The 19940-nt window shown below is 53.4% G+C and carries 18 protein-coding genes; 3 read left to right on the forward strand and 15 right to left on the reverse strand.

The features are described from left to right. Positions 1 to 5: 5 nt before the first annotated feature. Positions 6 to 293 carry a hypothetical protein gene (locus P2W70_RS31880; RefSeq protein ID WP_276485662.1) on the reverse strand — a complete coding sequence of 96 codons (288 nt, stop codon included), beginning with the start codon at positions 291 to 293 and terminating at the stop codon, positions 6 to 8. Between the two features lie 3 nt (positions 294 to 296). Continuing rightward, positions 297 to 686, reverse strand: a complete 390-nt coding sequence (locus P2W70_RS31885) for a hypothetical protein (RefSeq protein WP_276485663.1) — start codon at positions 684 to 686, stop codon at positions 297 to 299. Positions 687 to 854: 168 nt separating this feature from the next. Here P2W70_RS31885 and P2W70_RS31890 point away from each other — a divergent pair, with 168 nt between their 5' ends. Continuing rightward, positions 855 to 1601 carry a hypothetical protein gene (locus P2W70_RS31890; protein WP_276485664.1) on the forward strand — a complete coding sequence of 249 codons (747 nt, stop codon included), beginning with the start codon at positions 855 to 857 and terminating at the stop codon, positions 1599 to 1601. A gap of 43 nt (positions 1602 to 1644) precedes the next feature. Here the strand turns inward: P2W70_RS31890 and P2W70_RS31895 are convergent, their stop codons facing one another. The 13 genes from P2W70_RS31895 to P2W70_RS31955 all read right to left on the reverse strand — a co-directional run bounded on the left by P2W70_RS31895 (position 1645) and on the right by P2W70_RS31955 (position 17000). Beyond that, the gene (locus tag P2W70_RS31895; protein WP_276485665.1) at positions 1645 to 2082 is read right to left on the reverse strand and encodes an SRPBCC family protein; all 438 of its coding nucleotides are present in this window, start codon (positions 2080 to 2082) and stop codon (positions 1645 to 1647) included. A 92-nt stretch (positions 2083 to 2174) separates the two neighbouring features. Next, complete coding sequence (locus tag P2W70_RS31900) at positions 2175 to 3140, reverse strand: glycoside hydrolase family 43 protein (RefSeq protein ID WP_276485666.1); 966 nt, start codon at positions 3138 to 3140, stop codon at positions 2175 to 2177. Between the two features lie 126 nt (positions 3141 to 3266). Further along, positions 3267 to 4490: a hypothetical protein gene (locus P2W70_RS31905; RefSeq protein WP_276485667.1), complete on the reverse strand. Its 1224-nt coding sequence runs from the start codon at positions 4488 to 4490 to the stop codon at positions 3267 to 3269. Between the two features lie 10 nt (positions 4491 to 4500). Beyond that, positions 4501 to 5817, reverse strand: a complete 1317-nt coding sequence (locus P2W70_RS31910; RefSeq protein WP_276485668.1) for an OmpA family protein — start codon at positions 5815 to 5817, stop codon at positions 4501 to 4503. Between the two features lie 79 nt (positions 5818 to 5896). Next, the gene (locus tag P2W70_RS31915; RefSeq protein WP_276485669.1) at positions 5897 to 6532 is read right to left on the reverse strand and encodes a response regulator transcription factor; all 636 of its coding nucleotides are present in this window, start codon (positions 6530 to 6532) and stop codon (positions 5897 to 5899) included. A gap of 42 nt (positions 6533 to 6574) precedes the next feature. Further along, positions 6575 to 8785 carry a sensor histidine kinase gene (locus P2W70_RS31920; RefSeq protein WP_276485670.1) on the reverse strand — a complete coding sequence of 737 codons (2211 nt, stop codon included), beginning with the start codon at positions 8783 to 8785 and terminating at the stop codon, positions 6575 to 6577. A gap of 115 nt (positions 8786 to 8900) precedes the next feature. Then, positions 8901 to 10004, reverse strand: coding sequence for a hypothetical protein (locus P2W70_RS31925; RefSeq protein ID WP_276485671.1), 1104 nt, complete (start codon positions 10002 to 10004; stop codon positions 8901 to 8903). A 194-nt stretch (positions 10005 to 10198) separates the two neighbouring features. Next, positions 10199 to 11440 (reverse strand): COG1470 family protein, encoded by a 1242-nt coding sequence (locus P2W70_RS31930; protein ID WP_276485672.1) that lies wholly within the window; start codon positions 11438 to 11440, stop codon positions 10199 to 10201. Positions 11441 to 11488: 48 nt separating this feature from the next. Next, entirely contained in the window at positions 11489 to 13189 is a 1701-nt protein-coding gene (locus P2W70_RS31935; RefSeq protein ID WP_276485673.1) for a TlpA family protein disulfide reductase, read from the reverse strand. Positions 13190 to 13253: 64 nt separating this feature from the next. After that, entirely contained in the window at positions 13254 to 13844 is a 591-nt protein-coding gene (locus tag P2W70_RS31940) for a hypothetical protein (protein ID WP_276485674.1), read from the reverse strand. A 45-nt stretch (positions 13845 to 13889) separates the two neighbouring features. Then, positions 13890 to 14993 carry an AAA family ATPase gene (locus P2W70_RS31945; protein WP_276485675.1) on the reverse strand — a complete coding sequence of 368 codons (1104 nt, stop codon included), beginning with the start codon at positions 14991 to 14993 and terminating at the stop codon, positions 13890 to 13892. Beyond that, entirely contained in the window at positions 14977 to 15687 is a 711-nt protein-coding gene (locus P2W70_RS31950) for an RNA ligase family protein (RefSeq protein WP_276485676.1), read from the reverse strand. The genes P2W70_RS31945 and P2W70_RS31950 overlap by 17 nt, the downstream gene beginning before the upstream one ends. A 290-nt stretch (positions 15688 to 15977) precedes the next feature. Beyond that, the gene (locus P2W70_RS31955; RefSeq protein WP_276485677.1) at positions 15978 to 17000 is read right to left on the reverse strand and encodes a bestrophin family protein; all 1023 of its coding nucleotides are present in this window, start codon (positions 16998 to 17000) and stop codon (positions 15978 to 15980) included. Positions 17001 to 17324: 324 nt separating this feature from the next. On the opposite strand from P2W70_RS31955, the gene P2W70_RS31960 reads away from it, so the two are divergent. Together P2W70_RS31960 and P2W70_RS31965 are read left to right on the forward strand one after the other, a co-directional pair. Further along, the gene (locus P2W70_RS31960) at positions 17325 to 18251 is read left to right on the forward strand and encodes a family 2A encapsulin nanocompartment shell protein (protein ID WP_276485678.1); all 927 of its coding nucleotides are present in this window, start codon (positions 17325 to 17327) and stop codon (positions 18249 to 18251) included. Then, a complete protein-coding gene (locus tag P2W70_RS31965) occupies positions 18235 to 19917 on the forward strand; it encodes a family 2A encapsulin nanocompartment cargo protein cysteine desulfurase (protein WP_276485679.1) in 1683 nt (560 codons plus the stop codon). Before P2W70_RS31960 ends, P2W70_RS31965 begins: the two co-directional genes overlap by 17 nt. Positions 19918 to 19940 lie beyond the last annotated feature (23 nt).

The raw sequence follows: 19940 nt of genomic DNA on the forward strand, positions 1-19940 counted from the left end.
ATCGATTAAAAGTAGTGTTGGTAGATATAAGGACTCATCAATACGACACAGGCCAGCAGGTACCAGCCCCAGACCTTCCAGCCATTGGTGGAGAGGAAGGCTACCACCATCAGGGTGGCCCAGATGATATAGTTGGTGAAGTGCCCTGTCACGAACACGTCTTTCTTGGGCAGGAAGGACATGGTGCACTGCAAAAAGGCCAGTGACACGAGATAACCGCCCAGGATGCCGGCGGAGATCTTCAGGGTTCTTTGCAGGGGCGAGGTGGTCAGGTATTTTTTATTGGCGGGCATGTATCAGGCGAATAAAGTTTCCAGTAAAATGGTTCCGGCAGCGAGCAAGGCAATATGCTTCAGTTTCAGGTATTGCAGGGGGGCGATCATCACGATGAGGGAGGCCGCCGCCATGAGCAGCAACAGCGCCGTCAGGATGCCGACGCCGATGCCCAGCGATACAGCCAGTACGACAAAGGAAACCACGATCAGCGCCAATCCAGCGGCTTTGGCAACGGGCGGATGCGTTTGCAGCCACTGCTCAAAACGGCCGGTCGTGGATAACTTGGCTTTCCGGGAGGTATTGTACAGCATGAAGAACCCGGAGAAGCAACTGAACATAGAGAACGAATAGATCATCAGCATTAGTAAATGGAGTGCAAAACAAGAAATGATGGCGATCAGTATTGTCACACACTTGTCAGTTTCCCTTATTCGTAAGGGGATTTCCCGATAGCGTGTGGCAAGTGAAAGCAAGCGCAGCAATCCTCCTCCCCCATTTCACGACCCCTTTTCCCCAATTCATACCGACGCGGGGTGGCCTGCAAGCCACCCCGCGTTAATTTTGTACAAAGTATAGTCGTGAACAACAAAATCGTTTTCGCCATTGCCGCCGCAGTAAGCGTCTTCGCCGCCTGCAGTAAATCGGATGGTCCTACGCAGCCTCCGGTCGCCGACCCCAAAGGCTTTACCATCGACCTGCAGTCATCGGCCGTATCCATGCCCAACATCGATTCGGCCGACGTCATCTTCCGCCTCGTAGGCAGCAGCACGCGGGTCCAAGAGCGCCTCGTTAAAAAAGACAATAAGCTGATCGCGTCTACAAAAACTTTGACACCGGGCACCTGGAATGCCGACGTGGAGATCTATACCAAAACGGTCAACCAACTCAGCCAGCAATACGTGCTCATCAAAGCGATCCTGATCGCCGATCAACCGCAAGACATCAGCATTGCGGGTCCCAGCGCCACCAATGGCAACGGATGGATAAAACGAAATGTAAAGTCAAGCGCCAACGGACAAGTGGTGATCCTCGTACCGGAAGATGTGTACGACAGCTGGTTTGAGTTCCGGTCGAAGACTGCAGCGAAATTATTGCTGGGCGTACAACGAGAAGCGATCAACGTGAATTATGTAGTAGATGAGAAATCCTGGAGCTGCGCCAGCAATTGCCCGATGACGGAAGGTCGCCTGAACAACAACGCGCATTTTATGTCATTCACCGCAAACATCATGACTTCCCCCTGGACGAGAAATTCGATCAGCATGGCCGTGATCAATGAAAAACAGGAAGTACTGCTGGAGTACGACAGAGATTGGATAAAATAAACGTACTCCCGGGTGGCGGCCGTGCAGCCACCCGGCAACGCCATTAGCTGGCGCCAATCATCGGCGCCAGTTTGTTTTGCAGATATTGTGTCCACGACGGCGCGCAGGAATCATAACATTCGATGTCGGGCGTCAGCCCCTCGTGCGTAAATACCAGTTCTGTTTGGCCGCCCTTTTCGGCAATGTCAAACCGCACCCTGGTGCCGGTCCACTCCGCAGGCTGCTGCAGGTAGTTGAGCGCACTGTGGGTGACCAGCCACACCACCCGCCGATCGGGTATCACTTCCACCAGCTTTTGCCGGGTCACATGCAGCCCATCTGCCGCACTAAAAGTAAATTCATCGCCCTGCTGCTCCGTGCCCCCTTCCACATTTTCTGCATGATAGCCCGACCACCAGGCACGTACATTCGTAATGGCTTTGAAAACTTGCTGTGGTGTTTGATCGGTCAGCAAGGTAAACGTAAAATCGGCGGTACTCATACAATGTTAATTTTCGTAAAGCTAGGCTTCCTGCCCCGGTTTCACGGGGTGTGGTGTAGACATTGTTAAGGGCAGAAATGGACAATCCCGGACTACCTGTTTTCCAGCCATTGAAAGGAGCCGGGAACAGCCTCCAGCACAGCCGGTGCATCCTTCACGGGTTTGAACTGCAGGTCGACCACACCTGTCGCCCTTGGCGATACCCTGGCTTCCGAACGATGCGTGTGCAGTACGTAATGCATCCCCCCTTTCGCATCGAAGTATACATCACCATGCCCCGTACCTGGGTATCCGAAGTTGTTGCGGCTGATGATGGGGTTGCCTACGTATTTGGTCCAGGGGCCTGCCGGCGACTTGGACGTCGCATAACCCACGGCATAATCCTTATTGCGGAAATCGTTGGCCGAATAGATGAGGTAATACACCCCCTCGCGCTTCAATACCGTAGGGCCCTCGGCCACCGGCCACTCAGCCTTGGCAGTGTTCTCCCACCCTTCCGTACTGGCGATGCATTCCTTTTCTGTACCCGGTATCACATCCGACAGATCAGGTTTCATTTCCGTCACAAAAATGCGGTTGCCGTTTTGCAGCTTCACATGATAGAGATATACTTTACCGCTTTCATCGAAGTACAGGAAAGGATCGATCTGCCGGCCACTGCCGCTGAGAGCTGTTAGCGTGGTTTGCTGGAATGGACCCGCCGGGCTGGCTGCCTTGGCAATCGCAATTTGCTCATTGGCGGTATAGGCCATATAATAACTGCCTTTGTATTGCACGATCTGCGGCGCCCAGAAACCGGTGGTGCCATAAGATTCCCCTTGCTTCAGGGCCAGTCGCTGCGCGGTGTCAGCCGGCTGGCGCCAGGATTTACCATTGGTAGATACATACACCGGGAAACCATGGTTATGGCCCGTACCATAGAGGTAATAGGTGCCCTTATCGGCAAAGATGGTAGGGTCGGCTAAAAAGATGGTGGGTTGCTGAGCAGCGGCGGAGGAAGCAGCAGCCAGGCAAACTGCCAGTAAGCCACCGGCAATTTGTTGTAAGGAAATGGGCATTCGTTTACAGTTTTCAGGTAATAGTTGCACGTTACAAATTCCTGTAAACATAGTCTTTCCCTGCCTGCGCAACCAATTCCCGCGTTCCAATTTCTAGCCCAGGAATCTCATTATCGTACCAGTCTGCTAACAGCCCCGCGGCTTGCGCTCCAGGTAGCGCTTGCTCTTTTCCGCCATCGCCCGCCCCGGTTCATTCGCATGCCGGGCATCGAGCACGCGCAGTTCCGTTTCCAGTTCCATCAACTGCCCCAGCTGGCTGGTGAGGCAACCCAGCTTTTCCCGGGTTTTGGTACTGGTGCTGTTTTGCGCCTTGCAGATCTCCAGCTTGGTCGTCAGGATATCTTCCTGCACCACCACCAGCGGATCCATCATCGCCGCCAGGCTGCGCTGGGTGGCACTGTTCTGCTGGTGGGCATTGCCCGTGCGTGCCTGCAGCAAGGCCAGCTCCCGTTTGTTTTGTTGCTCCTTTTTGTAGTTGATCAGGGCGATCCGTTCGGTAGCGCAGGCCCCACTGGCATTCCTGGCTGCTTTGTCCAGCTTCTCTTTTTCCCGCGTGATGTTTTGTGCTTGCTGGTTATAATAGGTTTGTTCCCGCTCCACAAACTCCGCCGTGTTCAGGCAGGTATTCGTGACCTCGGTGTTCGTGACCCGGCAGCTATAGCCCGACGTGCGAAACTCCGTCACCACATACAGTCCCTCGTCGGTAGCCAGATACCCTACGCCCATATTGCCCAGGAATTTGCGTGGGTGCAGTTTCTCGGGAAACCGCTCGCCAAACAGGTACCAGGTCATATCCGGGTGGGTCGAGAACCGGTAGGCCATCGCCCGCATGCGTCCGTTACAATACAACTCCGTCGCATTTTTGCGTTGCAGGTCGACGGCGCCGGTAAACATACCTGCCATTTGCAGATAGGGATGCTCGTTGGTATTGCCCGTGCTCACCCATTTTTCGATCGTATTGTTCTTGCCTTTGTTGTTGTGGTAGTGATAGATATTGCCCGTCATACTCATCACCTGGAACGAGAAATCGGCCAGCTCCGGAAAAAGCATATTCACGAGTCCGTCTTCATGGGTCGGCAACAGGCCGATCACCCCGGTGCTGTTGTTGACAAACATACATTGCTCTGCCATCTTTACGGGCGTCGTGATCTTCAGGTCAAATTCCATGTTGAAGCAAAGCCGCTCATGCGGTACAATGATACGGGGTGTCGATGCCCCTGTGAGCACCGGTGCGCGGCGCACTGCCGCCCGCCAGGCAAAGATGGCCGCGCTATCCCTAAGCTCGCCCCCCTGCCCCAACGCCTGCACCGCCACCAGCCCGAGTACCAATACCAGGTATAACTTATGCATAGCAGCTGGTTTATAGTTTTACAAATTCTACCCGGCGGTTGCGGGCTTTCGCATCTGCGCTGTTGTTGGTGGCCACCGGTTGGCTTTCGCCTTTACCGTCGGTCTGGATGCGCGACCCGGCCACCGCATAGTTTTCGGTGATATAGGTCTTCACAGCGGCTGCCCGGCGCTGCGAGAGGCTGAGGTTGTCAGCATCGTTACCATCATTGTCGGTATGACCCACGATCCGGATCTTGAGCGCAGGTGTTTTTTGCAGGGCATCACCGAATTGGTCGATGATGGCAAAAGATTCCTTTTTGATCCGGTCACTGTTTACATCGAATAATATATCATTGGTTACTGCCTTGCCTTCTTCCAAGAGTTGCTTCACCAACAAGCTGCGGGCATCTGTCTCTGCCGAAGCGATGCGGACATTACCCACCAGCATACCGGTTTCTGACGCCGGTATCACGGCATTGTTGTTGAGGAAAAACGTATTGCGCATACCGGTGGTCAGTGCCTTTGGCAGGTCTATGAGCTTTTGATCGTCGAGGTAGAGCCGGATGCGCGATTTATTCACGGCGATCGCGACATGCAGTACCTTGTTGACATAAGCCGTCAGCGGGAAATTGCTTTTGTTGCCGATCACGTCATTGCCCAGTCCATATTCCAGGGTCTTCCCATCTTCTTCGGTATAGCGGTGCAGATTGATAAAAAAGCGTGGCTGGTAAAACAGGTCTTCCCGCAGGATATCTTTTACCTGGCTCAGGCCAAACTGGATAAAGGGCGTACTGCGCCCGCCTTCCGACCGCAGGAACAGGTCGAATTCGATCGTGCAGTTGTCGGGCAAGGATCCTTTAAAGTCGGGCACGATGATACAGTTGTGCACGACATCCAGCCATTTGCCGACTTCGCCACCAATGGTCACGAGTTTGCCGCTGCCATTGGTATTCCATTGGGCGGGAAAATCGTTGAGCCGGTCTTTGTCGAAGTGGTCTTCGAACAACACCTTACCACCCGGTTCAAAATCGCTGCCACCACTGGTAGTACCGGCGTTGCTGGGGCGCGTGCTGGTGGCTGGTCCTGTACCGGAGTTACTGGCGTTTTTTCCGTTGGCGATGGCTACATCGGTATCGCTGTTGGTTTTCTTGTCTTTCTTCTTGAAAATATTGCCGATGGCGCGGCCTGTTTTGTTGAAAGCAGAATCGAGGCCTTTGTCGATGTTGTTGTCGACACGGTTGTTGGCTTTGTCTTTGGCCCGTTGTTCCACCCGCTTGGGGATGGGTGCTTGTGCCTGCGTGAGGTAGCCGGCGATCAAAAGCCATAGCAGCAGTAGGTAGCGTTTCATGGTGTGGTTATTTCACCCAAACCTACTGTGCTGGTCGAAGTGCCACAACTACATATTGATGTGCTGAAGGGCGATATCCTTATACCAGCTTGTCGCGGATCGCCCGCGAAACGGCGCCGGCTGCAGAATGCACGTGGAGTTTATCGTAGATCTTCTTGATGTGAAAACGGATGGTATCGATGCTGACGCCCAGCTCCGTCGCCATCATTTTATAACTGTATCCCTGCACGAGTAACTGTAAAATCGCTGTTTCCTTTTCCGACAATCCGTTCGCTTCCGGTTGTGTCACCGCTGCCCGCGGCACCATCGTCAATACTTTTTTAGCTACCGACCCCGTCATGGGCGCGCCACCTGCCAGCACCATCCGGATGGCGCCAGACAATTCATCGGTTATGTATTGCTTGAGCAGGTAGCCCGAAGCTCCGGCACAAACGGCCTGGAAAATATTGTCGGTATCATCGAAAATGGTCAGCATGATGACCGGCAGGCTGGCATCGATGGCGCGGATCCTTTGTACTGCAGTAACGCCGTTTACGACAGGCATGTCGATGTCCATCAACACCACATCGGGCTGTAGTTGCCGGATATCCGTTTCTACGGTCTCCGCATTGGGCAATGCGGCCAGCAGTTCCATACCTTCCTCGCCATCGATCAATACTCCTATGCTGGCCCGCAGCGCTTCATTGTCATCATATACCAGTACCCGTATCGCCATATCGTAAAAATAAATGCCTTTGACAGATCAGCCGCTACATGATCATGTAAGCGGCAGTTGCAGATCGATGACCGTACCCTTGCCGGGCGCAGTCTCCATCACCAAAACACCCTGCATCGCCCGGGCACGTTGCTGCATATTGAGCAGGCCACTGGTCGAGCGGGGCAAGGCCGGATCGAACCCTACTCCATCATCCCTGATCTGCAGGTGCAGGTAATGGCCTTGCTGTTCCAGCTTCACCGAGACAGTGGTAGCCCGGGCATATTTGGCGATATTGTTGATGGCTTCTTTATAGATGAGCAGCAGGTCACGGCGTTGTTGCATATCCAGGGCGGTATGAAGCAAACCTTCGTCGAGATGGATCTCCGTACGTACCTGCCGGCTCTCCAGTGTCTGCGCTGCATACTCGCGCATGCGGATCACCATATTTTCCAGTTTATCGTTCTCTGGCTTTACGGCCCATACGATATCACTGATGCCTTGTTGGGCCGCTGCCGATTGCTCGGAGATGGTCCGGATAAACGCCAGGGCTCTACCACTATCCTGCTGCAGGCTTTTACCCGATGCTTCCGACAGGATCTTGATGCTCGTAAGGGTTGAGCCGATCTCATCGTGCAGGTCCTGCGCAATGTGATTGCGTACCGATAGCAATGCTTCCTGCTCGCGGAGCTGCCTTTTCAACTGGTAGCGGTTGAACAGGAAATAAGCGGCGATACCCGTCACGGCCAACAGCGCCAGCAAGAAATTACGGGTAGCTCTTGACCCCTTCAACTGGCGCTCCTGCAATTGCTTTTCTTTATCTGCCAGTGCCAACTGTTGCTGTGCGTTGCTGGCCAGCAGCTGTTGCCGTTCGAGCTGCTCTTGCTGCCGGTGGATCCGCAATGTCTGTAACTCCTTCTCTTTCGACAGCAGGTCGATCTCCTGTTGCCGCCGGCCGGCCTCCGCCAGGTTACCCGCCAGCAAGGCCTGCTGCTTTTCGAGTTGCAGCGCTTTGATGCGTTGCTCCGCATGCAGCCGGGTGATCAGGTTGTCTTTTTTCTCCGTTTCGTATTTCGTGCCCAGTTCGGCAATATCAGCCGTCGTTCTGTCTTTGATGATGCTATCGCGGTACCCCACATACTGGTTGAAGTGGGTATAGGCCGAATCGAACTGTGCCCTGCCCTTGTAAAATAGGGCCAGTTGATAATAGCAATCACGCAGGTTGAATTTGTCCTTGCGGGATAAGGCCAATTGCCGGGCCTGGTCGTAATAATGCAGGGCTTTTGCGGGGTCGGTACGGCTATAGGCCATGCCCGCGGCGATATAACGCCGCGACAACATCATGGGATCACGACCGCTGCGCTCCAACAAGGCGATGGCCTTCAATTCATACTCCAGGGCCGCAGCGGTATCCTGCTGGTCGCTGGCGATCAGCGAAGCCGTTACATACGCATGTACGATGCGTTGTTCTTCGCCCGACTGCAGGGCATATTGCACACACAACTGCTGGTACCGCAGCGCCTCGGCCGCATTGACCCCCAGGTAAAACTGGCTCAGGTTACAACAACCCAGCGACAGGCGGGCGATATCCCCCGCTTTCTCCCGGTATAGGATAGACTGCTTGGCATATTCGATGGTCTTGTCGCTTTGTTTCAGCTCATAATACAGGGTGGCCAGGTTGTTGTAAGCGGCGGCCTTCTCCCCGTCATAACCGGCGCCCAGCGATTCATAGATGCCGACGGAGCGCAACAGGCAAGCGGCCTTGTTGGTGAGGTCGCCCTTCATGCCGTAGGTGTACCCAAAATCATTGTAGGCCAGGGCACCGTACCGGGTAGGATGCTTGGCAAAATACTCCCTGGTGCATTGCTCGAATAAAGGAATGGCTTCGTCGTACCGGCCACCATACATCTTCACCTGTGCCTGTTGCAGTTGGGCAATGGCCACCAGCAGGGGATCGGCGAGTTGCAGCCCCAATGCCTGCGTCTTGCCCGCCTGCGTGCTGGCTTTCTCCAGGTCGCCTTTATCCAGCAGGATATCGGCACGCTCGATGCCTGCATACCCCACGCCTTTCCGGTAGCCTTGCCGGCGGCTATAGGTTTCTGCAAGGTCGCAGTAGTACAAAGCTGAGTCGTATTTAGAAGCAGAGAAAAAAGATTCGGCGCGGTCGATCAGCGCAACAACGGCCAGCGAGTCGCGGACAGTGGTTTGTGCCTGTGTATCGATGGCAATCGCCATCAGCAACAATACGCTATATAAGAGCAGCCGGTATTTCATGGAAAGGAGATGGAGGGTGGTGGCCATCCATCTTCAAGATAGGCAGAAGTTTAAACACGCGCAATTATTTGCCGGCAACGCGCGCAGGTTCCTGCGCTGGGATTGGCTCCCACAGCTATTGCTTGAGCAGGCCGGCAATGCCACTGTGCTGCGCAAAAAGGTTTTTACAGAACGTGTTGCTGAAATTGACTGGCATAGATTTCAACGTGAGCAATACATCGTCTCGCAGGCCTGCCCATACACTACCGGCAACGGCACTGCCGGATTGTGTGTAGAATTGCCACATCAGGTACGACAGCAACAGGCAGTTCTTACAGTTGCTGGCAAAGCAAACCACTTTACGCTTGTTTTCGCGATTGACCGGATGCGGATTGTTCGCTTCCCGTTGCAGGAAGATCAGGGTACCACGCTCAAAATCCGACAGCGCAAAGTTGACGCCGGAACCGGAAATGATCGTTTTGGTAACCGGGTAATCACGTTCCTCCTGTACCAGGTTCAGCGGTTGGATGGATCGACCGTACAACAGGCTACGCATCAAGGCTTTTTCATCACTCGGCATCTTCGGATAGGCCTCCATGCTACCTTCGTACGAATTGACCGACAATAGCTGTTGCCGGAAGATCTTGATACCGCCATCGGGTTGCGTTCCCTTTACATATACCTCTTCCCGCACCAGGTTATTGAAATGACGGAATACCTCTTTCACCGTCATGGTCGCAGTTCCGATGCGCAGGGAGAATCCGCCATTGGCGCCGCCCGCCAGCCACCCCATCAGATCGATCAGTTGGGCTTTTTTGATGTCTCCTTCCACATCGATCTTCAACTGTATCGACCAACCCATCGTGCACAGATAGATCATGGGAACGATGGAGCAGGTGATGCCAGGAGCTTCCTGGTGCAGCTGCAGGTCTGCCTTTTGGTAGCGACCCACAAAGGGGATTTGCAAGGCCCATACATCGGGGTTGTTGCCGGCCGACCGGCTATCGCACAACGATTTCCAGAAATGGCTTTTTTCCAGCTGCCTGGCCGGCATGCCTTTGAAGGAAAAGCTGGCCGTCGTCACGGGGGCTGCTGTCCAGTATTGCTGCGCATACGCCGACTTGCTGGTCAGAAAGGCAAAATTGGTTTGCAGGAAATTCTTTTGGGGTGCCTTGACCAGCGCAATGGCCGGATGAATTTCGAAGGCAGCTACCGTAATGTGTTTGAATGCATAGGCCATGGCAAAAAATTGGGACTATCTGTAAAAAAAACTACCTTTAAGATACAAGTACTGTCAGCGTCTGACAGCAGTTATTACTACTGAAAATGCCCGATTTCCCAAAGGAGAAGACATCCCTGCAAAGGAGACGTCAGTCCCTACAAGGGTAATCTAGCTGATTAATGCATATCGGTCGCAAGGCCGGTATGCTGTTTTTAGTCCAACACGATCAGTTTCATATGATCCATCACTACATGTTGCTTCAACCGGAGTTCGTCTTTGCCGATCGCATAAAACATACCCGCCTCTGCCAACTCATCGTTCTTCTGCTGTTTTACCAGGTTGCGCTCGTGCAATGTGATACCTGCTTCCTTACTATAGTCCAGCAGCTTCAACAGGTTTCTACTGGTTTGGTAAAACTGTTTACCGTCGCCGAATTGCCGGAGTTGTTCTTCTTGTTTCGGCTGTAAATCTCCCTTTGAGATTTTATAAACGCCCACCAGGATATAGTGGAGGTCTGTTTCGAAATAATGGGCACAATAATAAACCCGTTCGTCCTTGCAGGTAAACATCCAGGGGTGACCTTCATAACGCGGATTGAGCTTGAGGGCTTTCCACACCAATTCAACCGGTTTGTCATCTTCGCGAAAAGCCAGCCGGGCCAGTTGGATGCGTTTGAAGTATTGCCGAGTTTCATAACCTCCCCAAAACATCCCACCCAATACCACACCGACCAGTGCCAGGTAAAACAGTTTTTCGAGACTGATGGTATTGCCCTCGTACAACTGCCGGGCAAAGCTCCAGCCGGAGGTGCTACCGATATAATTCACCAGAAACAGACACAGTACGGAAATGAGTACACTGAATACCAGCTTCTCCTGCGTATCCAATGCCTTCGCGAAAGGCACTTTCACCAATGCCAGCAGCGACAGGAAAAACAAACCGGGCACGATGAATTGGGCAAATGCCAACGGAATACCGATGATCTTGTCGGTACCCAGCAAACCGATGTGCAGTGGTTTTTCGATCACCGCCTGGTTGTGGTACACCACGCCCTTTTGCTGCCAGGTATACGACAGGGTAAACAGCAGGTTGAAATCACCCACCAGCGCATTTTTAGCCACGACCAGTCGCAGGCCATTGCGGTTGGTGGCTGTGAAGGGGACCAGTTCGCCCAACCGGATCGAGTCTCCAGGGGCAACATCCATACTGCGTAAGGATACAAAGGCAGGGCCATTCAAGGATAACCGCAGGTTAGATACCGGTATGGCAGCCCCATTGGACAGCTGCACGACGAGGGGAATGGAGTCGCCGATCTCGACAGCTCCGCGCTCCAAGGTAATGGCCAAAGCCACGGCAGGTAGCTTTACATCCTTATCGGCCTGGGCCTGTAACAGACCCGGGCAGCCAATGATGTAGACGAGGAGCCAGCCAATCAGGTAGTTGAGATGACGCATCCTGGGGGTATATTCTACAATATACGAAACCCCAGTCAGATATGGCGGCTACTGCACGAGTGCCGCCAGTGCCGGCTTGTCGACCATCGAGATCCTGGTGATGGCGCCGGCCTTGTACACACCCGACCGATCGATGAATGCGTAGCCGGGATAACCGCTGAAGGAGAAGAATTTCCGGATCTCGGCATCCAGGGTATTGTCGATGAAAAAATGTACGCCGGGCTGCTCCAGTTCTGCCACCTTCCTTTTCCATTTTTCTTCGTTCGATCCGCTGGTGGTACATACATACACAAATACCACGGGCAGCTCTTTGGAAGACAGCTGCAGCTTCTTGCTGTGCGGCATCTCACCCAGGCAGGGGGCACACCAGGTGGCCCATAAGTCGAATACGATCGCCCTTCCCGGAAAGCTTTGTTTGAGGTTGGTCAGGAATTGCGTGGCGTTCATATTGGTCACCTTGTATAGCGAAGCGCCGAAGCCGGTTTCCAGCAGTGGCTTACCAAATGCCGCCATATTGGTTCCGGTACCGCTACCTGCCAGTGCTTTGTTGATGGAAGCGATCCTGGTGACTGTTTCGTCGTACTTGCTTTGCGCTAACTGACGGCTCCAGTTGGTTTGCATGGATGGCAACAATTGCTCGAGGGCCGCTTTGCGCTCGTCCACATCGCGGCTATCATTCAACCACAACTTCAGCACGTCGGCCTGTGGCGCCGTAAAGACGCTGTCGGTAAAACGAATGCAATTCGCCAGGGATCGCTGTTGCTGCAATGGCTGCATCAAACGCTGTAACTGGCTTACCCATCTTTGTCGCGTAGCAACGGAAATCGTATCGGTGCTGTTGGGCCATTGTACCATCTGCAGCGAGTCGATATACGATTTTTCGAAATCCGTTACACCGGGCATTGCCGCCAGCTCTTTGGGATGCACGCTTGTGCGGTTGGCTGGGTGCCACTTGATGTAATTGCCCAGGTACCTGGCCAGCAGCGTACTTGCGTTGGACATCAGATAGGTGCGGTGTTGGCGGACCTGCGCAAACAAAGGCGCTTCCATATTGTGAAACCAATAACTTACACAAAGCTGTCCGTAATACTCCGACAACCGCTCGTTGTCCAGTATCCAGCCATAGGGAGATGGGTGGGTAGCAATATAGTCGTCCTGGATCAGCTTCAGCGAATCGAAAATAGGTCGATAGGCCGCTTCCACTTCCGCGGCGACCGGCTTGCCCGAGCGGCCCACCTGGTGCATGCGATTACCCAGTGCCAGTTGCTCTTTGCGCCGGAACAGGATATAGTTGTTCATGTATTCGTTGAGGGGGCCATCCTTGCCCAGGAAACGCACACCGGGGCCATTCCAGTTAAGGTCACCACCCGCCGCTTTGATCTTGGCGACATCCAGCTCCAGCTCTAATGCTTCATACGCATAGATCCCTGCATAAAACAGGCTATCGATATTGAACCAGATCTGTTGATAAGGAAAGGCATAGTCCAGCGGCAGGCGAAAGCTGCCATCGGCAGCGGGGCGCGTCGTTTTCTGCTCCTGGCCCATGGGCGTTACCAGCGAGTATTCGATGACCGTTTTTTGCAATGCCTCGGGAGTTATATTGAGTAACTTACCTGTAATTACCGGTATGGGGCGGCTGGCAACGAATTGGTCGTACTCGGCATCTCCAATCGCGGGCGTACCGGCAGGTTGCGCATAGCCGGCCATATAGAGGAGGCAACAAAGGCTAAGGGAGCAGAAGTATCTCATAAAAATAGTTAAGGTTCCTAAATCTACGAACACTTCGTAATACAACAAGTGCATTCTGAAAGAATTAACAATCCTTGGAAGCAGGTACCAGATCAGCGACACGGGGGGCTGGCGGGATGGAGGCAGCCATCGCCAGCACCTGCTGACTGAATAAATATTGCCATAAAGGGAACAGGCTCAGCACACCCACATAGAAAAAAGGGCCATGCTCCAGGTCGGGTTTATAGAATAATTGGACAACCCAGCAAGCAACGCCCGCCGGCAAAGAAGCTTTGGTACCAGTCCACAATAGCCGCATCCACCGCATATGGCCGCGTCCCTTTAATAGGAAAATATTGTAGAGCAAGATCAGGCCCACAAAAGACAATCCGCCCACGGCCAACAATTGATATGGCGTGCCTTTGGTCATCCCTGGACCAGAACTTATCAGGAATAAGACTACAAAATAAAAGGCCATCGCCGATACCAGGAAAAAGAAAGCCCGCACCGTAGATTGTTTACCACTATAGAGCAGTAGTATGCCGCTGTAAACAGGACCGGGAAACACCCAGATGATCACCGCCGTCAGCACCGGCCCTCCACAGAAAAAGCAAATGACGCCTGCTGCAAAAATGGAAATGCCGGAAATCAAAGAAGCCCTGATAAGCTGATTCATGGCATGAATATACACTCATCAGGGCTTTGTTGCAAACTTGTACCACTACACGATATAGGTAACCTGGTGTGCCTCTACGGGAGAGGGCACTTCCAGTTTATTGGCCAGTTTGTCGACCACAGCAGGTGGCACTACCGCGGTACGGCCCTTGTTTTGTGCCATCAATTGTTGAAAGGGCGCTTCCACGTACACGATATGAACCGCCGCCTTGTACGAACCAAACAGGTCGATCAGTTGCGTCCGCATCGACCGGGTGGTATTGGTGGCATTCCAGACGAAGGACCGTTGTGCACGCAAATGCTCCCTGGCTAGTTCTTTGGCAGCCTGGATCACGCGGCCATTGCCACGCTTATCATCCGGCGCGTACCCCATCTCTATCCGTAATGCATCGAGCGATACGATGGGCCAGTCTTTGTACTGCTGACGCACATAAGTATCCTTGCCGGCGCCCGGCAAGCCGCTCATCAACACCACTTCCATGGCGGGCGTAACATACGGTACATAATCCGGGTAGCTAACTTCCGCCTGCAGGTAATGCACACGGGCATGGTCTGTCACGAACGGCCGGGTGGTACCCCAACAGCCAAGTTCCTTACAGAACTCTTCAAAACAATCGATACGGTACAGCATGTCGGGTATATCCGGGGCGATCCTGCCTTTCATATCGGCCCGGGCCAGTAGCGCCAGCCAGGCGGTATTTACTTCCATGCTCACCTGTATCGCCAGCTTGGTGGGGTCGGGCCGTTCCAGCAACCACAGCGGAATGCTGTGGTGCTGGACCAGTCCCCAAACCTGCTCACGGATGGCAAACGGTGTTGGGATATCCTTGTACAGGAGCCGCCGCGCAGTTTGGGCGCCCTTGCGCGCATGACCGGGGCTACCGATCCGTCCATCGGGCTCTTTGACCGTCGTGCTTCTTTTCTCCACATCATGCAGCAGGGCCGCGGCCCACAGTATTTCCTGCGCCTGGGGTTCCAATGCCTGGAAAGCAGGTTCCTTGCGGAGTGCCTCGATCACCAGTTGCGTATGAATGGCCACGTCACCTTCGGCGTGGTGTATAGGGTCTTGCGGGGTAGACCGCATATCGGCTACCCACGGAAACCGCTGTTCGAGGTAGTGCCAGTCTTTATGGTCACTGAGTGTCCACATGCGTTCCTCCTTCCTGTTTTAACCGGGCTCTTTGCCAGTGACGGGTCCAATGCTGGTCCGTTTTGACATGCCCTTTGCGTACATACTTAAATACATTGTGCGCAAAATCATCGACTGCATACCCCGCCGCGTTGCGCGAAACAATTCCTTCCATCGTTGCCTCCGAGCCGTCGTGGGCATTGACGGGGTCATAAGCCCCTTTGCCAGCAACGATCTGCAACACGTCGGCTTCGAAGGCCTTGCGGTTGGCCGGCTGGTCGACCACCTTGATCACTGGCACGGTGGGCAGCTCCAGCAGGTGGGCATAGAAGGTCGTTTCTTCCCAGCTCAGCCAGCGATCGTGTTCGCGGATCGCGAACACATGAAAGTGCTGTTCGAGCGATTGATAGCGCAGCGAATGCACGGCATACAGGTTCTCGAGAAAGATCTCGAGATCGCCGAGTTTGTGGCGTATGCTATGCCAGTATTGGCGCAGCGTTTCCGTCCAGGGGCTGGTGGTCGGCGCGGCATGCGAGCGTGCGAACACGCCGTATTTCGACAGGCAGTTGTTTTCTCCGTCGAGCTTTTCGGTATGCACCAAAGTGGGTATGCACTGCACATGATCCCAATAATCGTGCAGGATGCGGTCATCGCTGGTAGTGCCCGGCGAAAAGGGGTAATGCCCCGTACGGCCATATTTTCGTGAAATAGCCATGTAAAGTTGTTTTTTGATCAGCAATAAGATTCCTTGCGCAACGGGCGTTGCGCGTTAACCAGGTTTCAATATGTGCGATCCATTACATGACGCAAGATTGGTAGCTTTTAAAGATGGGGCAAAGATAGAAAATTTACCGGATGCACAAAATGGCCCTCAGTTAGCTATAATTTCATGGCCAACGAAATAGCCATAAAATCATAGCTAAAGATTCTTAGCTATTGTAAAATATTTGAGCCGGATAAGCTATCCCCAGCAGTTTGATACCCCGTGCCGGGCAAGTACCAACCTCACAGCAATATGTTGTTCTTCGGCTGTACAGGCGCTGGAATAGCTGTTTCGCCGATCATTTCAAGCAGATCGATCTCGATGGTACGGCAGATCGCCAACATTGGAATATCGTTGTGCAACCCCTCGAATGGGTTTTCGGAATAATCGCCGATCAGTTCCATCATCACGTATACAAACCCGATGATGACGCCCACGGGCACGGACAGCCAGATCATACCCTCGCCCAGCTTGGCAAACTCACTGACAATGCCAAAGGGCAACAGGAATACAAACAGGCACACAAACACGAAACTAAGGCTCGCATACTGCCGGGGAAACGGGAAGTTCTTGATGCGCTCCGCCCTACCCTGCTCCTCATAAAAACCATTCAGCACGGCCTGCAGGTTTACCTGCTGCATCGAATTGATAAGATTGCTTTCAAACAGCCCTTGCACGGCAGCTGTTTGACGATCCAGCAATTGCGTCGCCTTATTCGTATAACGGGCAATGGCTTGCTTTTCATCGGCAGATAGATAAGGTCTTGTATCCAGTTGTTCGTGCTCTTCTTTAAACTTATTGAAATATTTATCCCGCCGGCGCTGGTTAAACCTGCCATAGATCCAGGGCAACTGCACATGCTCCCACCGGGTGGGTTTGAGCAGCTGCTCGCGCAGTTGATACAGGTAAGCAATATGGCGGAACACGATCTCTTTCCGGATCTTATCATGCCCGGTGTTATCCGCGGAGGCACCGGCACGGAATTGTTTGATCATCGTAGCCAGTTTCCGGCTGTCGTTGACCATCGCCCCCCAGATCTTCCGCGCCTCCCAAAGCCGGTCGTACGATTGGTTGTTTTTAAAACCGACGTAGAAGGCTACGGCGGTACCGATCAACGATAGTGGTAACCAGGGGATGCGGATAAAATCCCACTGCGTGAAGTAATAAAGTGCCGGCACCACCGTCATCCAGGGGATCAGCCACAACAGGTGCTGTCCGGCAAAACGGTAGATATCTCCAATCGATAGTTGCTTTCTCGTGATCATACTTTCTAGCTGATTGTTGGTTAGTAGCAGGCCACCCGGTGGCCCCCGCATTCAAATTAAACATGCGTGTCTTGGTCATCCAATGTTAACCATTACAAATAAATTGGCAAAACAAATAGCATGACTTATATTTAACCTACGATCATTTCCCATCAACCATTGTAGCGCGCTGTACGAAGGAGACCCGCACCCTGCAGGTCAGGTTTACATGGATTCTTTTTTCCGATGCAAGTTAATGGCTGTCCGCCGTTCATCCGGACAAAGACTCGGTATGCGCAACAGTGCATAGCGCAGGTATCCATATACTTCTAAACAATACCTTCTATGGCAGAACAAATCACCAATTATCAGCAAACCGCCCTGGGCGATGTGGCCGCCCGGCAACTCGCGATCGCCACTCGTACCGTACCGCAAATGGTCACCATCAGTCCGCGCTGGCTTACCCGCCTGCTGAACTGGGTGCCCGTAGAATCGGGGGTATACCGGCTCAACAAGGTCAAAGATGCGGGGGCCATCGTCGTCGACTGTTCCGCCCGCGATGAACGGGTATTGCCCCAAACCTTCGTCGACTACATCGACAACCCGCGGGAATACAACCTCGCGGCCGTGCAAACGATCATCGATGTACATACCCGTGTATCCGATCTGTACAGCAAGCCGTATAACCAGATCAGCGAACAGCTGCGCCTGGCCATAGAGACCATCAAAGAACGGCAGGAAAGCGAATTGATCAACAACCAGGAATATGGACTGCTGCACAGCGTGGCGGCCAGCCAGCGCATTAAAACACGTGTGGGCGCGCCCACCCCGGATGATTTCGATGAGTTGATCGCCCTGGTGTGGAAAGAACCTGGTTTCTTCCTGTTGCACCCAATGGCCATCGCTGCCTTTGGCCGTGAGTGTACACGCCGTGGTGTACCACCACCCACCGTCAACCTCTTTGGCTCGCCCTTTATCACCTGGCGTGGTATTCCGTTGATCCCCTCCAATAAATTACCCATCGAAAATGGTAAGTCCAAGATCATCTTACTGCGCACCGGCGAAAGCCGCCAGGGTGTGGTAGGCCTGTTTCAGCCTGGCCTGCAGGGCGAACAATCACCCGGCTTATCCGTGCGGTTTATGGGCATCAATGACAAGGCCATCGCCTCCTACCTCGTTTCCCTGTATTGCTCATTGGCAGTACTGGTAGACGATGCGATCGCAGTATTGGATGACGTTGAAATCGACAATTACCATGAGTACAAATATTAATCAGCCGGGGCTGCCTGATATCGCCGCACTGGACAAACTTGCCAATGCATTTTTTCACCAGGATGCGCAGCTGCATCCCGCACTACCTTCCGTGGGTGGCAGTGGTCAATCGCCGGCCGGTGTGCTGCATGGCAACAACATCAATTTCGACCATCCGCAAACGGGTTTTCCCGATCAAAACCTGCAGGGAGGGGTATCGCCTTCTGTATCCGGTGATAGCCTCTTCTCGCCTGCCTTGCGACTGACCGATTATTTACCGTTTGAAAGCGAAACGCAACAGTTATTCAACCTGCAGGCCGCATTGGCCTTGACGCCGTCATCGCCAACCGGCTTTTCACAGCTACCTACTCATCACGGTACCGGAAGTCTGCCTCAGCTACCTCACCTGGGCCAGTCGTGGGAGGAACCACCTGCGTATTATTTCCAGGAGCATCGTTCACCAGAGTTTCACCCGTGGGGTTTCGATGTCAATACGGTGAAGAAAGATTTTCCCATTCTTGCAGAACGGGTCAACGGCAGGCCACTCGTTTGGCTCGACAATGCGGCCACCACGCAGAAGCCGAAGCAGGTCATCGACCGGATCAGCTATTTCTACCAGCACGAGAACTCCAACATACACCGGGCTGCGCACGAGTTGGCCGCACGTGCTACAGATGCTTATGAAAGTGCCCGTAAGAAAGTGCAAACGTATATTAATGCCGGGTCGCCCAATGAGATCGTGTTCGTACGCGGTACCACAGAAGGTATCAACCTGGTGGCCAAGAGCTGGGGCGAACAATACCTGCAGGCGGGTGACGAGATCATTGTCACGCATCTCGAGCATCATGCCAACATTGTGCCCTGGCAACAACTGGCGGCTAAGAAGGGATTGAAGTTACGTGTAGTACCGGTCGATGAGGATGGGCAGGTATTGCTGGAAGAATACACGAAGTTGCTCAATAGCAAAACAAAACTGGTGGCCTTTACCCAGGTCTCCAATGCACTGGGCACCATCACGCCTGCCAAAGCGATCATCGACCTGGCCCACCAGGCAGGGGCAAAAGTATTACTCGATGGCGCGCAGTCTGTTTCGCATCTCCGTACCGATGTACAGGGACTGAATCCCGATTGGTTTGTATTCTCGGGCCATAAGGTATTTGGTCCTACCGGTATTGGTGTGGTGTATGGCAAAGAAGTGTTGCTCAATGCCACCGATCCCTGGCAGCGCGGCGGTAACATGATCAAGGATGTCACTTTTGAACATACGCAATACCACAATGCGCCGGGGCGCTTTGAAGCGGGTACCGGCAATATTGCCGACGCCGTAGGGCTCGGTGCAGCCATCGACTATGTCAGCAAGCTGGGCATCGACAACATCGCATTGTATGAACATTATTTGTTGGAATATGCTACCCGGTTGTTGCAGCAGGTTCCCGGGCTACGGCTCATCGGCACCGCCAAAGAAAAAGCCAGTGTGCTGTCGTTTACCCTACAGGGCTATACCAATGACCAGGTAGGCCAGGCGCTCAACCAGGAAGGGATTGCCGTAAGAACCGGTCACCACTGCGCGCAGCCCATTCTGCGTCGGTTTGGGCTGGAGAGTACGGTGCGTCCATCCCTGGCGTTTTACAATACCTGTGCCGATGTGGATTTGTTGGTGAAGACGTTGCATCGATTGAAAAAATAAACCCGATCGGCGCCTGCTGGTTA

The organism is Paraflavitalea pollutisoli, from assembly GCF_029360705.1.
Classification (GTDB): Bacteria; Bacteroidota; Bacteroidia; order Chitinophagales; family Chitinophagaceae; genus Paraflavitalea; species Paraflavitalea pollutisoli.

Bases quoted from the DNA above. Each gene is read 5' to 3' on its own strand.
- P2W70_RS31880 (WP_276485662.1), bottom strand. From the start codon at position 293: ATGCCCGCCAATAAAAAATACCTGACCACCTCGCCCCTGCAAAGAACC.
- P2W70_RS31895 (WP_276485665.1), bottom strand. From the start codon at position 2,082: ATGAGTACCGCCGATTTTACGTTTACCTTGCTGACCGATCAAACACCA.
- P2W70_RS31900 (WP_276485666.1), bottom strand. From the start codon at position 3,140: ATGCCCATTTCCTTACAACAAATTGCCGGTGGCTTACTGGCAGTTTGC.
- P2W70_RS31905 (WP_276485667.1), bottom strand. From the start codon at position 4,490: ATGCATAAGTTATACCTGGTATTGGTACTCGGGCTGGTGGCGGTGCAG.
- P2W70_RS31910 (WP_276485668.1), bottom strand. From the start codon at position 5,817: ATGAAACGCTACCTACTGCTGCTATGGCTTTTGATCGCCGGCTACCTC.
- P2W70_RS31915 (WP_276485669.1), bottom strand. From the start codon at position 6,532: ATGGCGATACGGGTACTGGTATATGATGACAATGAAGCGCTGCGGGCC.
- P2W70_RS31920 (WP_276485670.1), bottom strand. From the start codon at position 8,785: ATGAAATACCGGCTGCTCTTATATAGCGTATTGTTGCTGATGGCGATT.
- P2W70_RS31925 (WP_276485671.1), bottom strand. From the start codon at position 10,004: ATGGCCTATGCATTCAAACACATTACGGTAGCTGCCTTCGAAATTCAT.
- P2W70_RS31930 (WP_276485672.1), bottom strand. From the start codon at position 11,440: ATGCGTCATCTCAACTACCTGATTGGCTGGCTCCTCGTCTACATCATT.
- P2W70_RS31935 (WP_276485673.1), bottom strand. From the start codon at position 13,189: ATGAGATACTTCTGCTCCCTTAGCCTTTGTTGCCTCCTCTATATGGCC.
- P2W70_RS31940 (WP_276485674.1), bottom strand. From the start codon at position 13,844: ATGAATCAGCTTATCAGGGCTTCTTTGATTTCCGGCATTTCCATTTTT.
- P2W70_RS31945 (WP_276485675.1), bottom strand. From the start codon at position 14,993: ATGTGGACACTCAGTGACCATAAAGACTGGCACTACCTCGAACAGCGG.
- P2W70_RS31950 (WP_276485676.1), bottom strand. From the start codon at position 15,687: ATGGCTATTTCACGAAAATATGGCCGTACGGGGCATTACCCCTTTTCG.
- P2W70_RS31955 (WP_276485677.1), bottom strand. From the start codon at position 17,000: ATGATCACGAGAAAGCAACTATCGATTGGAGATATCTACCGTTTTGCC.
- P2W70_RS31960 (WP_276485678.1), top strand. From the start codon at position 17,325: ATGGCAGAACAAATCACCAATTATCAGCAAACCGCCCTGGGCGATGTG.
- P2W70_RS31965 (WP_276485679.1), top strand. From the start codon at position 18,235: ATGAGTACAAATATTAATCAGCCGGGGCTGCCTGATATCGCCGCACTG.